The organism is Spirosoma aerophilum (assembly GCF_054782495.1).
Map to the genome: position 1 here is coordinate 32,409 of NZ_BAAGSJ010000005.1, position 12,766 is coordinate 45,174.

At 51.7% G+C, this 12,766-nt stretch carries 14 protein-coding genes; 8 read left to right on the plus strand and 6 right to left on the minus strand.

Translation table 11 applies throughout. The features are described 5' to 3' along the window. Positions 1–26 precede the first annotated feature (26 nt). A complete protein-coding gene (locus tag ACYVK4_RS06550) occupies positions 27–2,906 on the plus strand; it encodes a sialate O-acetylesterase (RefSeq protein WP_461126691.1) in 2,880 nt (959 codons plus the stop codon). A gap of 46 nt (positions 2,907–2,952) precedes the next feature. Here the strand turns inward: ACYVK4_RS06550 and galU are convergent, their stop codons facing one another. The 4 genes from galU to ACYVK4_RS06570 form a co-directional block, all read right to left on the minus strand. Then, positions 2,953–3,816 (minus strand): UTP--glucose-1-phosphate uridylyltransferase GalU, encoded by an 864-nt coding sequence (gene galU / locus ACYVK4_RS06555; protein ID WP_461126692.1) that lies wholly within the window; start codon positions 3,814–3,816, stop codon positions 2,953–2,955. 91 nt (positions 3,817–3,907) lie between these two features. Further along, a complete protein-coding gene (locus tag ACYVK4_RS06560) occupies positions 3,908–4,903 on the minus strand; it encodes a mevalonate kinase family protein (protein ID WP_461126693.1) in 996 nt (331 codons plus the stop codon). A gap of 156 nt (positions 4,904–5,059) precedes the next feature. After that, positions 5,060–5,542, minus strand: coding sequence for a hypothetical protein (locus ACYVK4_RS06565; protein ID WP_461126694.1), 483 nt, complete (start codon positions 5,540–5,542; stop codon positions 5,060–5,062). A 202-nt stretch (positions 5,543–5,744) separates the two neighbouring features. Next, positions 5,745–6,104, minus strand: coding sequence for an XRE family transcriptional regulator (locus tag ACYVK4_RS06570; protein ID WP_461126695.1), 360 nt, complete (start codon positions 6,102–6,104; stop codon positions 5,745–5,747). Positions 6,105–6,437: 333 nt separating this feature from the next. On the opposite strand from ACYVK4_RS06570, the gene ACYVK4_RS06575 reads away from it, so the two are divergent. The 5 genes from ACYVK4_RS06575 (at position 6,438) to ACYVK4_RS06595 (ending at position 10,728) form a co-directional block, all read left to right on the plus strand. Next, positions 6,438–7,076 (plus strand): hypothetical protein, encoded by a 639-nt coding sequence (locus ACYVK4_RS06575; RefSeq protein ID WP_461126696.1) that lies wholly within the window; start codon positions 6,438–6,440, stop codon positions 7,074–7,076. 43 nt (positions 7,077–7,119) lie between these two features. Then, complete coding sequence (locus ACYVK4_RS06580) at positions 7,120–7,908, plus strand: PD-(D/E)XK nuclease-like domain-containing protein (protein ID WP_461126697.1); 789 nt, start codon at positions 7,120–7,122, stop codon at positions 7,906–7,908. Between the two features lie 11 nt (positions 7,909–7,919). Next, a complete protein-coding gene (locus tag ACYVK4_RS06585) occupies positions 7,920–8,267 on the plus strand; it encodes a hypothetical protein (protein WP_461126698.1) in 348 nt (115 codons plus the stop codon). A gap of 284 nt (positions 8,268–8,551) precedes the next feature. Next, positions 8,552–9,328 carry a pentapeptide repeat-containing protein gene (locus tag ACYVK4_RS06590; RefSeq protein ID WP_461126699.1) on the plus strand — a complete coding sequence of 259 codons (777 nt, stop codon included), beginning with the start codon at positions 8,552–8,554 and terminating at the stop codon, positions 9,326–9,328. Between the two features lie 206 nt (positions 9,329–9,534). Further along, positions 9,535–10,728 (plus strand): DUF748 domain-containing protein, encoded by a 1,194-nt coding sequence (locus ACYVK4_RS06595; protein ID WP_461126700.1) that lies wholly within the window; start codon positions 9,535–9,537, stop codon positions 10,726–10,728. A 60-nt stretch (positions 10,729–10,788) separates the two neighbouring features. Here the strand turns inward: ACYVK4_RS06595 and ACYVK4_RS06600 are convergent, their stop codons facing one another. Together ACYVK4_RS06600 and ACYVK4_RS06605 are read right to left on the minus strand one after the other, a co-directional pair. Continuing rightward, positions 10,789–11,112 (minus strand): hypothetical protein, encoded by a 324-nt coding sequence (locus ACYVK4_RS06600; protein ID WP_461126701.1) that lies wholly within the window; start codon positions 11,110–11,112, stop codon positions 10,789–10,791. Positions 11,113–11,131: 19 nt separating this feature from the next. Continuing rightward, positions 11,132–11,404 (minus strand): hypothetical protein, encoded by a 273-nt coding sequence (locus ACYVK4_RS06605; RefSeq protein ID WP_461126702.1) that lies wholly within the window; start codon positions 11,402–11,404, stop codon positions 11,132–11,134. A 193-nt stretch (positions 11,405–11,597) separates the two neighbouring features. Between ACYVK4_RS06605 and ACYVK4_RS06610 the strand changes: the two genes are divergently transcribed. Continuing rightward, the gene (locus ACYVK4_RS06610) at positions 11,598–12,203 is read left to right on the plus strand and encodes an RNA polymerase sigma factor (protein ID WP_461126703.1); all 606 of its coding nucleotides are present in this window, start codon (positions 11,598–11,600) and stop codon (positions 12,201–12,203) included. 79 nt (positions 12,204–12,282) lie between these two features. Then, entirely contained in the window at positions 12,283–12,723 is a 441-nt protein-coding gene (locus ACYVK4_RS06615) for a hypothetical protein (protein ID WP_461126704.1), read from the plus strand. The last annotated feature ends 43 nt before the right edge of the window (positions 12,724–12,766 follow it).

Here is a 12,766-nt window from a genome sequence, read left to right on the forward strand (position 1 = left end):
TTACCGTTACCACGCCTGTTCAACGAATGGTTTTTCAACGCAACGCTGCCAATGAAGCGAGCGTGTTGGTGGCGGGCATGGCTCCATCGACAGCTACAAGCGTTGAAGCACGTTTCGTTCCTTTAGCCATTGGACAGGGGGCTGTTACGGCCTGGACGCCCATGCGCCTGTTAGCCGGATCATCGGCCTTTCAGGGAAAAGTAACAGTGCCAGCGGGCTGGTATAAACTGGATGTTCGGGCCAAAGCCGGCGAAATAACACTGGCCCAAACGTACGTTAACCGGGTGGGCGTTGGCGAAGTATTTATCATTGCCGGTCAGTCCAATGCGTTCGGTGGATTTGAGCGGGTTCCCAATGCAGTAGACGATCGGGTGATGTGCGTCGATTTCCGGCAGGATAGTTTAAGCGAACAGTTATTACCGCTTCGATTCAGTCACATTAGTTACGGCGCCAGCATTGGCCCGAGCCAGCCTCCGCACATCTATGGCCTGCTGGGCGACAAGATTGCCAAGCGGCTCAATGTACCTATCCTGTTTATCGGTGCTGCCCTGGGTGGCACCAGCAGTACAGAGTGGCGACAATCGGCGGCCGGAAATATCGGTACCACCCCAAACCCGGCCGTTTACAGACGGTTAGGCGCAGTCCTTCTCCACTATATTGTTCGAACAGGAGCACGAGCCGTTCTCTGGCATCAGGGCGAGAGCGACCTTTCCTCAACAACACAAACGTATTTCGATAATATCAGATACGTCATCGAAAAAAGTCGTCAGCAGGTCGGATCGAAACCACTGGCCTGGGTTATTTCCAGAGCCAGCTTTATTTCCGGGCAGACGAACCCGCAGGTCATAACGGCACAAAATCAACTCATCGATAATGTACCCAATGTATTTGCCGGCCCCGCTACCGACACGATCATTGGCTCAGCCAATCGGGAAGACAACATTCACTTTAAAGGGGAAGGCTCGTATCGCTTTGCCAGTGCCTGGGATCAGAGTTTAACCACTTCGTTTTTCAAGAATTCAGTTCCGTTTATGCCCACGGATTCAGCCACGCTGATTACCAGTGGCTATACACTGCCTCTTACCCGACGACCGGGCGAGATTATAGCCGTTGCCTCCCTGCGCAGCGACCCGCACGAAGCGGATAGCAAGTACACAGCCCAGATCGTTCGGGTGAGCGATGGAGAAACCGTATATGAATCCTCTCCCACAACCGATAACCCGATTTTAGTAACCTTACCGTTCAACCTGGCAAACGGCCAATACCGTCTGCGGACGCGCTCAACCCATCCGGTCATTACGGGCACATTGGGTGAACCGTTTAATGTACAGCAGGATGCCGCCCCCAGCCGTTCTTTTCCCATATACAGACCTCCTGTGAGCGGGGGCACCGCCGATCCAGCCATTCGTCTTTTTGGGTACCGATATGAAAAGGGCGCTACCACATTTTGGGGAATGATTCAGGCAACAGCCCCCGTCGAGGTGAAGCTGGAAAGTCTGGACAACAGCGGCTTTACCGATTCAAACTGGTATCTGGCACCGCCAAGCTCACAGGCCCCCAACTTTGATTCGTTTGCCGATTTTAACTACATTCGAAATTATCCGGCCAGAACGGCGGGCGTCGACGGTGTTGTCCCCGGCAGGTATCGCTACTCCGTCCGGCGTCAGGGCGATACAGGGGAGGGTTTGTGGTTTGAGATGGTGCTGCTCGATGGGCGACAGATACTTTATTACCCGATGGAGCCGGTTACAAACATCCCGCCCGTGCTCACCGTTACCAGTTCGCAGACATCCTGCCTCAGCGGCTCGTTTAATGTGGCTATCGACGTAGCCGATAATGTGCTCAACAGCGGCAATGTATTCAGTGTTCGACTGTCGGACGTTAATGGCTCTTTTGCCAATGAAACCACCATCGGTACCGGTACGACCAGCCCCGTTAGTGTTACACTGCTGCCTTCTTTACCAACCGGCAACAATTACCGAATTCGGGTCGTAGCGACAAACCCCGCCGTTATTAGCGCCCCTAGTCAACCCTTGTCCATTTGTCCGGGTGGTGCCGATCTGTCGATGAGCCTGATCACTGACAGCCGAACCCCTACCTTGAACCAGCCCGTGACCTTTACGCTTATCCTGAGCAATGCCGGGCCTGCCGTTGCCAGCAACGTACAAGCTCAAAGCCTGCTCCCCACCGGCGTCGACTTTGTCGATGCAACCACAGGGGCTATCAGCGCTTCGGCCAACACGGTCACGATCCATGCAGGTACCCTCCCCGTTGGCGCTAACCAGCCCTTTGTGTTCCGGGTCAAACCGAGCCAGTCAGGTATCTTCGCGACATCTGCCCAGATTACGGCCAGCAGCCTGTTTGACCCGGATAGCCAGCCGAACTCGGGCACCGGCGACGGTGAGGATGATGTGGCTACCGCCGACTTTCGAACACCCAACGCCACGGGCAAGGTTATTTCGTCGGACAACCCCAATCAAACCCCATTACCCTCTGTTAAGTCAAATCAACCCGCCGTTGACCCAACCAAAGCTGATTTGAGTTTATTGATGATCAGCAACAAGCTGGCCCCTCGCCTGAATGATGTGATCAGCGTAACACTGGTATGTAATAACCTGGGGGGAGCTGCGGCAACAAATGTTAATCTGCAGACAGTCCTTCCTACCGGATGGCAGTTAACCGTTACGACCGGATTGACCATTAGTGGCCAAATCGTAACAGCCTCCGTGGGGTCTATTCCGGCGGGCACGTCTACCGCTATGATTCTCCTGGTTCGGGTTTCCGGTTCGGGAACGCTTCGTTCGCAGATACTGAGTGTTACGCAGGCCGACCCGGATTCGACGCCCGGTAATGGCTACATAAAAGGCGAAGATGATGAAGCGTCGCTGAGTATACGAAATATGTAACCTGAGAATGAACAAAAAGGCCCCGCGAAGAGCGGGGCCTTTTTACTTACTTCTTCACAATCTCTTCGAGGAACGCACGAAACTTGTCGGCGAATTCGGGGCGCTTGAGGGCGAACTCGACGGTTGTTTTCAGGAAATCGAGCTTGTTGCCGATGTCGTGGCGCTTGCCTTCGATGCGGTGGGCGTATAGATTCTCACGCTTCAGTAACAACAACAGGGCATCGGTCAATTGAATTTCGTTGTTCTTGCCAACCGGCGTTTGCTCCAGCATGGCGAAAATTTCGGGTGTCAGAATGTACCGACCCGCAATGGCGAGGTTCGACGGAGCTTCACTGACAGATGGTTTTTCAACGAGCGTATCAAGCTCAAAGATGCTCTCACTCAGCGACTTCCCCCCCACAATACCATACCGGTTTACTTTATCATGCGGCACTTCTTCCACGGCAATGACCGACCCGCCAAACTGCTCAAAGGTGTCGATCAACTGTTGGGTCACCGGAATCACCGAATCCATAATGGTATCGCCCAGCAACACAGCAAAGGGCTCATTACCAACGTGATGCCGGGCATAGCGGATGGCGTCGCCCAGCCCGTTCAATTCACGCTGACGAACGTAGTGCAGGTTGGCCATGTCCGACAACCGACGCATCTCGTCGAGCAGTAACTGGTCTTCTTTTTCTTCGAGTCTCATTTCGAGTTCGAAGTTACGGTCGAAGTGATCCTCAATAGCCCGCTTGCCTTTCCCCGTAATAATCAGAATATCTTCAATACCCGAATCGACAGCTTCCTGCACGACATACTGAATCGTGGGGCGGTCAATAATTGGGAGCATTTCTTTCGGCTGGGCCTTGGTGGCGGGCAGAAACCGGGTTCCAAGTCCGGCAGCGGGGATAACGGCTTTCTTTATCATAAATGAAAGAGCGAAAGAGTGAGAGAGTGAAAGAGTGGAAATGGCTCATTATAGCTTTTCGCTCTTTCATTCTTTCGCTCTTTCACCATGTTTACACTACATATGGCTTTATAACGCGGGCATTAATTTTTTTCAATTCAACAAAGAGCCGGTTCAGCATGGCATCGTCTCGATACAGGCCGATGATGGAGCCGCCCGATCCCGTAAAGGAAGCCGAGGCACCACAGGAACGGGCTTTTTCGATCAGGCTGAGGTTGCGGTCGGTGATGGTATAGATCTGGGAGCGTAAGTCGAAGTTGCGGTTTACCAGTTCGTTCAGTGATTTGGTATCCTGCCGAAGCACGGCCTCCCGCCCTTCGCGGGCAACATCGGCAATGGCGCTCATGGTCTCCACAACGATGGGTTCGCCTTTGAGCCACCGCGTCCGAACGTCGTTGTGTACACGCCCGGACTGTTTACCCAGATCGGTGTTGTAGGCGATGTATAACTTGGGCAGCAAACGCGAGTCGAGCGGTTCATACTGCCCATACCCCTGGCGCTCCATCGTTTCGCGCTCGAAATCCATGTACACACAGCCTTCGTAACACTGGATAACGCGGTCCTGCAGCCCCGCCGTAATGCCCAGTTCTTCGACTTCGGTAGCCAGCACCAGGTTGGGTAGTATGGGCTGCGGAATCTCGACATTATAAAATTGCATAAGCGCCCGGAAGGTGGCCACAATAATGGCACTGGAACCCGACAAACCTACCTGGCGAGGGATGGACGTATTATACCGAATCGAAAAATTCTGATTGGGAAGGCGGATGTGTTCAGCCTCGCAATATTCGGCAAATTTCTTGACGGCAGCCTTCAACAACGGAACACCCCCATGATAGCCGAGTGTGCTAACGGAGTCGCGCAGGTGATACAAGCTTCGGAATACATTGGTGTCCTGTGGCTGGGCTTCGATGTGCAGCTCAGGAGAAGGATAAAGGGTAACAGACGTCCCAAAATTACGGACGGAAATGGCGATGGTTTTGCCAAAAAAGCCATCAGACGGGTTGCCGAGTAGCCCCGCCCGGGCATAGGCACGGGTTTCTATAAGCAAAATAGTAGCGAAACAGGTAGTAGTTGGCTAACAATTAGACGACAAGTTTACGAAAGATTCATTAAGATAACGGCCGGAGAGACAGGCAGTAGGATAAAAAAAGCGACCGAAATTATATTTCCGGTCGCTTTTTTTATCGTAAGAGTTCCAACAATCTTATTTCGTATCGTTGCCTGATCCGTCTTTTTTGTCGGTATCCGTATAGCCAACGTGGTGAGGATCGTACCCTTCGCCGGGTTTGTCGCCTTCCTCCAGATACGTAGCATCGGCTCGGTGGAGGAGGGCATCGTCGGACGGATTTTCCGCTATTTCACTTAATTTCTTAGCGGCTTCATCGCTCATCATGTGACCTTTTGGCGCGTCAGCAATGGCATCGGCGTCAACGTCCCACTCCTGATTTCCACCCAAACTTTCTCCTTTGGGATCACCAACGCGACCTTCACCCGTGCTGCCTTCGCGTGTATTGTGGGTTATGTTTCTGTTATCGGTATCCATATCCATACCCGACGTAGCACCAAGCTGATTGGTACCCACGCCCTCCGACTCCCGACCAAAGTCAGAATCGCCGTGTTGGTTAGGGTCTTTTGAATAGAATTCAGGATCTACTTTATCCGGGTCGAATGGTGATGTAGTTGCCATAGCGTTCAGTGTTATTTTACCCTATAACCCGGAAGGAGGGTGGGTTGTTTTTTGTGAGTCGGTAAGTGGCTACGCCTAAGTCAGTAAGTCAGTAAGTGGCTACGCCTAAGTCGGTAAGTCGATAAGTGGCTGGCGCACGAGTGTTTTGTTTATGCGCCAGCCACTTACTGACTTAGGCGTAGCCACTTACTGACTTACTGACTTACTGACTTAGGCGTAGCCGCTCCAGTAACTGATCGTTGGTTTGCTGAAGCAGGGCCATGCGCTCGTTGAGTTGAAACAGCAGAAACTCCATGTTGCGCAGACGCTCCTCGGTGGTGATGGCTGCCGATGGGGAGTTGAGCACTTTGAACATCAACCCTTCGCCCCGCAGCAACCAGTCGCCGTTTACCTGTGGGAAGGCCGTCAGTATTTTTTCGAGCGTGTCGTAGCGGGGTTTCAATCGGCCGTGTAAAATATGATAAACTTTCTCGCCCCGGTGTTCACCCAGTTGACGGGCAAATTCAAGTACACTGATATCGAGCGCGTCAATGAGCTGCTGAAGGCGGAGATGGATGGTCATAATTTACATTTATTTGTGTAAAAACGGGCGGGAACACAGGTTGCACAGATCGACTGGATGGAAAACGGGTTTTCTAGTTTCTAAAGTTCCGTCGTTCCGCAGCAAACAGGGAACTAAATTGATTTTAAGGGGCCTTCAGGGAACTTTCTCGACAAATGCAGCAACCTTTCCATCGGCCCGAAACCGGCGCTTAAAATGGCCTAAAATACTTATAGAAAGGGCTTGTTTTTTACACAGTTTTGTGTAACTTTAAATCAGTAAACACAACACCTTAAAAAGGCAAAAGGGACCTCAAAATGGGCCCCCTGCTTGAACAGTAAACAACAAATACTAATGAACACACAAAACAAAAGCCAACTTTCGACAATTCAAAGCGGTAGCCCACTTAAACCCTATCAAAAGGTAAATGAGTTGACGGGCGAAGTCGTGAATAAGTATAAATATCTGGAAGGCCATCCCCGCCAATATCGGTTCGATGCCAAGGAAGGTGTGTTCAACATCAACGGCAACGAAAAGCTAGGCCGTACCCTTACTTTCCAGCCAATTGCCTGGCGAATCTTTACGGATAATATCCTGAACATGGGCACCAAGAACTGGGCGGAGATTTTCTTCATCGATGAGAAAAACTGCGTGTCGGCGGTGCTGTTTCATGGCTATTCCGTCGATAATATTTTTCGATTGATCGAACCACTCTATTACGACGACCTGACGCTGGCCGATGTGGTGATCACCGCCGTTGCCGAGAAGAAAGAGAACAATAAAATTCAGCCTAAGGGGGTCTATTACATCGCTAACTTCACTTATAAAATGGCCGATGTCGAGACAACGAAGGAGCTGAAACAGTTTGCCCAGGAGGTTAAAGTATTCCGTCAGGAAACCCTGACCGACATTGCCAACATCAAAACGGCCATGAATTACTACAACCCCTTTGTTAACCTAGCCGATGAGCCGGAACTGTTGGCGGCCGGATAATGCGGGCCACCGGCATCTTTCTGTTTCACTTCACTCCTTTGCTATGATCTCTCAACGGCTGACCTCTTCACCCCAACCCATTTACACCCCCGGCGACGATTACCGGGCACTGCCCCGTATATCGAACTCCGATCTAACCCGCCTGAAAGAAGAGCACCTTGGCTACTGGTCGGTGCCTTCGGCGCGGTTTATTCCCGAAAAGACGAAAGCTTTTGGCCGGGCCTTTCACCAGCATTTGCTCGAACCCGAAACGGTGGGCACGGTTCTGTCGCAGTTTCTGCCCGATATGCTAGGATCTCCGCTCAGCACTGATGCTCTGGCCCCGGCGCAAACGAAGCAATTGCAAACGCTGATGCAGACGATTCGACAGGATGGTTTCTGTCGGCGGTATCTGCGGCTATCGGAGCGGGAGCGCATTGTGCTGTCGACCGAACCCACCACCGGCGTGCCCTGCAAAGCCCGGCTGGATATGGTGTATACCAGCCCCAAGCGTCGGAACGCGATGGTGATCGACCTGAAAACGACCTCCGCTCGAACGCAGGCCCAGTTTCTGGAATCGTGCTACACCTATGATTATGACCGACAGGCCGCTTTTTACATCGACAGCCTGCGTCACGCCGATGGGCGCGAATGGGGTACGACAAAGCATTTTCGGTTCGTTTTCATCGGCATCATGAAACAAAGCCCGTATCGGTTGTTTGCCGTCGATGCCACATCGATTCCGGGCTTTATCGACTACGGCCGGAAGAAATACCGATTCTGGCTTCGCAAATGGCGCGACGAACAGGCCACCGAACCCCTGGTCGCTTCTGCCTGGAGTATGAGTGCCTAAATCAACATACTATGAATGCATCGATAATTACCCTCACCCCTACCGAACTCCATTTTGACTGGGGTACCGATGGGCTGGTGCTGTGGATTGAAGAATTGGATGGTGCCGACAGTCTGGCGGGTCAAATGAATGAGGTAATGGACCGAATCGCCTTTGCCATTGAATTGCAAACGGGCTGGGACCATCGGACAGATGGCGATACGCTCCACCCCTTATACGGCTACCGGCTGCTATTACGCGACGCATCCGGCCTTTGGAATGCTGTCCAAACCGACGAGACGGGCCACTTCGCCGGTCTGACGCCCCTCGAAGAAATGGACTACGAAGTGGCGTATGATAAAGTGATGTGGATGGATTGAGTTTTTTGGTCGGTAAGTGGCTACGCCTAAGTCGGTAAGCGGCTACGCCCAAGTCAGTAAGTGGCTGACGCGAAAGCAACACTCGTGCCGGTCCGCCGGTGCGGTTAGCCACTTACTGACTTACCGACTTAGGCGTAGCCACTTACCGACTTACCGACTTACCGACTTACCGACTTACCGACTTACCGACTTAGGCGTAGCCGCTTACCAACTGACGGCGCCGTGCAACCTCCCCCCCCTGGTTTGCATCTTTCAGGAAAAGACACTCTAATTTCTGACGAAAGATGAAAACTCTCTTCCTTACTTTTCTGGTGGCCTGTGCTGCTATCGCCCCGACACTGGCTCAAAAGACCGTTGATGCTAACCAGATCATCGACCGGATCAATCGTAAAGAGTCCATTTCCTACCAAAACGCCACCATCACCGGCGACCTCGACCTGACGAGTTTGGCAAATCGAAAAGAAGTACGGGACGGTATGTTTGGGGGCAATTCCGAGCAATTTCTTAGTGTAGTCGACGTGCCGCTGACGTTTAAAAACTGCACCTTCACCGGTAAGGTACTGGCGTATCGTACCGAGGATAAAGATGGGCGGCTTCTGAAAGTGAGCAATACGGTGTATAATACCGATTTCACCGAAGCGGTGACCTTTGAGGGATGCACGTTCAGTGACGATGCCGCCTTCAAGTATTCCCATTTTAATCAGCGGGCCATTTTTGCGGACAATACCTTCAGGAACAACGCCCTGTTCAAGTACAGTAAGTTCAGGAACGACGCCGATTTCAGCGGCTCGACCTTCCACGACTATGCCGACTTCAAGTACACAAAATTCGATGAGGCATCGTCGTTCAGGAAAGTAGCTTTTGAGCGGTACGCCGACTTCAAATACACAAAATTTGACGAACGGGTTGATTTCAGCCAGGCCCGCTTTACCAGCAACGCCGACTTTAAGTACACACACCTGCCACGCGGTACAAACTTCGACAATACTCGCTTTGAGGGTTCGTCTGACTTCAAATACACCACCCTCGACGGCCGCAAGTTTTCGCCGAACGGTCGGTGAGTTAGTAAGTCAGTAAGCGGCTGCGCCTAAGTCGGTAAGTCGGTAAGTCGGTAAGTGGCTGACGCGAAAGCAACACTCGCGCGTCAGCCACTTACCGACTTACCGACTTACCAACTTAGGCGCAGCCACTTACCAACTTAGGCGCAGCCGCTTACTAACCATTTGACCCCAGAACGGGTTAAATAACAAACAATCAACTCAACGTTTTGAAACGAGCCACTAAAATTTTCATTGCGTTTGTCGTTTTATTGATCATCGCCCGTTTGTTGTTACCCTATTTCGTGCTGCGGTATGTGAACAAGACGCTGGCCGACATGGGCGGTGGCTACACAGGACATGTTGAAGACATTGAGATTCAACTTATTCGCGGAGCTTACCAACTCGATGGGCTTCGCATTCGAAAAGTCAACGGTAAGGTAAAAGAGCCCTTTTTATACATTCCCAAAACGGATCTTTCGGTTGAGTGGAAGTCGCTCTTTAAAGGGAAATTGGTCAGTGAGGTCGAGTGCTACGAGCCCGAAATCAACTTTGCCTTCAGCGAAAGCGAGGCCAGCAGCCAGACCGGCGCCGATGTTGACTGGACCGCTTACTTGAAAAAGCTGCTGCCCATCAGTATCAACCGCTTCGCCGTTGTCAATGGTAAAGTCAATTTGGCCAGTCTGATCACGAAACCCCGCGCCGACTTATCCATTCAGAAGTTTCAGGGCGAAATCCGCAATATCCGGAACGTGGAGGATAAGAATAATAAGCTCCCCTCTCCTGTTGTGGCTTCGGGCGATGTACCGGGATATGGCGGCACAATGACCTTCTCGGCCAACATGAATCTGTTAAAGGTTGTGCCGGATTTCGACTATAAACTGCGGTTCAGCGACCTGCAGCTGGTTAAGCTAAACCCATTGGCCAAAGAGTATGCCAACCTGGATTTCGAGCGGGGTACGGTGAGTGTATACAGCGAGATGGCCATGCTTGACAGCAAGCTTAACGGCTATCTTAAGCCCCTCACCAAGGGCATGCAGATTTTTAAGCTCAATGAGCATGAAAATCGTTCGGTGGGTCGTTTTTTCACGGAGTTACTGGCCCAGGCCGGCACCGCTGTCCTTAAGAATCAGAAGCATGATCAGGTAGCCACCCGCGTACCACTCAGCGGTACGATCGACAACATTGAAACCTTCACCTGGCCAACCATCTTCGGCGTGTTGCGCAACGCCTATATTGAAGCATTTAAAGGCGAATTCGACAACAACGTCACCCTGACCGACGCCCTCAAAACATTTAAGGAGGACTTCAAGGAAAAGCGCGCAGAACGAAAGGCCGAACGAAAAGAAAAACGGGCGGAGAAAAAAGCCGAGCGTAAAGCGAAACGTGCCAAACGAAAGGCTGAGCGTGAGAAGAAAAAGTAGTGGAGCGGTGTAATCGTGTCGTATCAAGGGTTGGTACGACACGGTTACATTACGCCACTGCTACTGACTTTTTTTGCGGTCAATCATAGTATCCTTACGGGCACCTGATTCCGTTCGACGGGGGGTGTAGCGGTTTTGTATTTTGTGCTTACCCGCATCTTTTTCCATTTTGTATGATGGAATGGCGTTGTCCTTACTCTCCAGATTATCTTTCCGGGATGGTGGCGGAATGGGTTTGTTCGATCGCGCCATGGCTGCCGACGTCGCTTTGGGCTTCGTAGCGCTGGCTGTTGTCGATTTAGGTGAACCTGTTTTTGCGGTTTGGGGGGTTGTCTGCGCCAGAACCGAGGTTGTGAGCAGCACACCGAGCAGTACTTTTATCATAACGTTTTGTTGAATTTAATTACCGAACACTATCCACTTTGGTGGCACCACCCCGGCGGAGGGAATCGGGCGGCAACCGGCGTTGCTTCCGGTTTTTAGGCAAGGTTGTATCCAGACCGGATTCCATTTTCATCCGCTCCTGCCGACTGATCTTCATCTTAGGCCGGGCGGGATTAGCCTTTCGCGTATCGGTCGTTGAGGTGGACTGCTGCATCGTAGGCGACTGGTTGCTCTGGGCAACCGCGCTTAGGCTTAGCACCATACCCAGCATACCAAACATGAATCGTTTCATACGTTCGTTGAGTTTGTATCCGATGGTAACGGCTTAAAGACCCTTTAGGTTATAGTTTTAATAGGTTATTTAGAGTATGACCTGCCGATCCCGTGGTTTTGTCAGCGTCTGCTTTTTTTGATTGGCCGAAAAAAAAAGAAATATGGAATTCAGCCTGTTCCTGCATCGTTATGCATAAGCAGTCTGTTTGTTTATGTTTCTAAAACTGTTTCGTAAGCCCAGGGCCACAACCGACCGATCGCGCCATGATCCGGCCGACTACATTGCGACCTACCGCGCTACCGGCGATTTAGCCGTGTTGGGCGAACTCTATGAGCAGCACATGGACCTTGTCTATGCCGTTTGCTTCAATTACCTGCGCGACGAAGACGAGGCTAAAGATGCCGTCATGAATTTGTTTGAACAGCTGGTGACCGACCTGAAGAAGCACGAGGTGCAGCAGTTTGGTCCCTGGCTCCATAGTGTGGCCCGGAATTACTGCCTGATGCAGCTTCGTAAAAGTCAGTCACACCCGAAAACCACGCTGGTAACCGGCACGGGCGTTGACCTGGACGATGAACCCATTATGCACCTTCCGGACGAAGAGAGCGACATGTCGGACCTGGAAGACGACCTAAGTACGATGGAGGCCTGCCTGCAAACCTTGCCCCACGAGCAGAAAACCTGCCTGACGCTCTTTTACCTGGAGAAAAAGACATACACCGAAGTAGCCGAGCTAACGGGCTATGACCTGAAACAGGTGAAAAGTTATTTGCAAAATGGCCGACGAAAATTGAAAATTTGTATGGGCAAGGCGTAGAGACCACCGTAGTATGGGGTAGCTCATTTATAACAATCTATGCTTTAGTTGACAGCAGGTCAATGCCTGCGCTGTAACCATGATAGACCAATTGACTTTTGACGATTTACGGGCCTACCAGTCGGGCCAGCTAACGGGACCAGCGCGGCATCGTGTTGAGCGTCTTTTGCTGGAAAACCCCTTCTATGCCGATGCGCTGGCCGGTCTGGAGGCCATGCAGCAAACCGCCACTCACCCCACCAGCGAGCAACTGGACGATTTACGCGCTGCCTTACACGAACGTATTCATGCGTCGGCCAATCAGAAACGGCTCTGGCCCCTCTGGATTGCGACGACCACGGCAGCGATCCTGTTCATGCTGGCGATGGCTATTTATTTCATCTTTTTTGCCCCCAAACAACCCACGAAATCCATACAGAAGCCAACGCCAACCGTAACCCGTACGGCACTCAGTACGACGGCTTTGGCAATGCAACGCAGCCCACAACAGACGGACAATATGGCGATTCGTTTCGACTGAGCCGGATTTCTTTTGGGCCGGATGCTCGATATTATTCCCCCAA

Bases quoted from the DNA above. Each gene is read 5' to 3' on its own strand.
- ACYVK4_RS06550 (WP_461126691.1), top strand. From the start codon at position 27: ATGGTTTTTCAACGCAACGCTGCCAATGAAGCGAGCGTGTTGGTGGCG.
- galU (WP_461126692.1), bottom strand. From the start codon at position 3,816: ATGATAAAGAAAGCCGTTATCCCCGCTGCCGGACTTGGAACCCGGTTT.
- ACYVK4_RS06565 (WP_461126694.1), bottom strand. From the start codon at position 5,542: ATGGCAACTACATCACCATTCGACCCGGATAAAGTAGATCCTGAATTC.
- ACYVK4_RS06570 (WP_461126695.1), bottom strand. From the start codon at position 6,104: ATGACCATCCATCTCCGCCTTCAGCAGCTCATTGACGCGCTCGATATC.
- ACYVK4_RS06575 (WP_461126696.1), top strand. From the start codon at position 6,438: ATGAACACACAAAACAAAAGCCAACTTTCGACAATTCAAAGCGGTAGC.
- ACYVK4_RS06580 (WP_461126697.1), top strand. From the start codon at position 7,120: ATGATCTCTCAACGGCTGACCTCTTCACCCCAACCCATTTACACCCCC.
- ACYVK4_RS06585 (WP_461126698.1), top strand. From the start codon at position 7,920: ATGAATGCATCGATAATTACCCTCACCCCTACCGAACTCCATTTTGAC.
- ACYVK4_RS06590 (WP_461126699.1), top strand. From the start codon at position 8,552: ATGAAAACTCTCTTCCTTACTTTTCTGGTGGCCTGTGCTGCTATCGCC.
- ACYVK4_RS06600 (WP_461126701.1), bottom strand. From the start codon at position 11,112: ATGATAAAAGTACTGCTCGGTGTGCTGCTCACAACCTCGGTTCTGGCG.
- ACYVK4_RS06605 (WP_461126702.1), bottom strand. From the start codon at position 11,404: ATGAAACGATTCATGTTTGGTATGCTGGGTATGGTGCTAAGCCTAAGC.
- ACYVK4_RS06610 (WP_461126703.1), top strand. From the start codon at position 11,598: ATGTTTCTAAAACTGTTTCGTAAGCCCAGGGCCACAACCGACCGATCG.
- ACYVK4_RS06615 (WP_461126704.1), top strand. From the start codon at position 12,283: ATGATAGACCAATTGACTTTTGACGATTTACGGGCCTACCAGTCGGGC.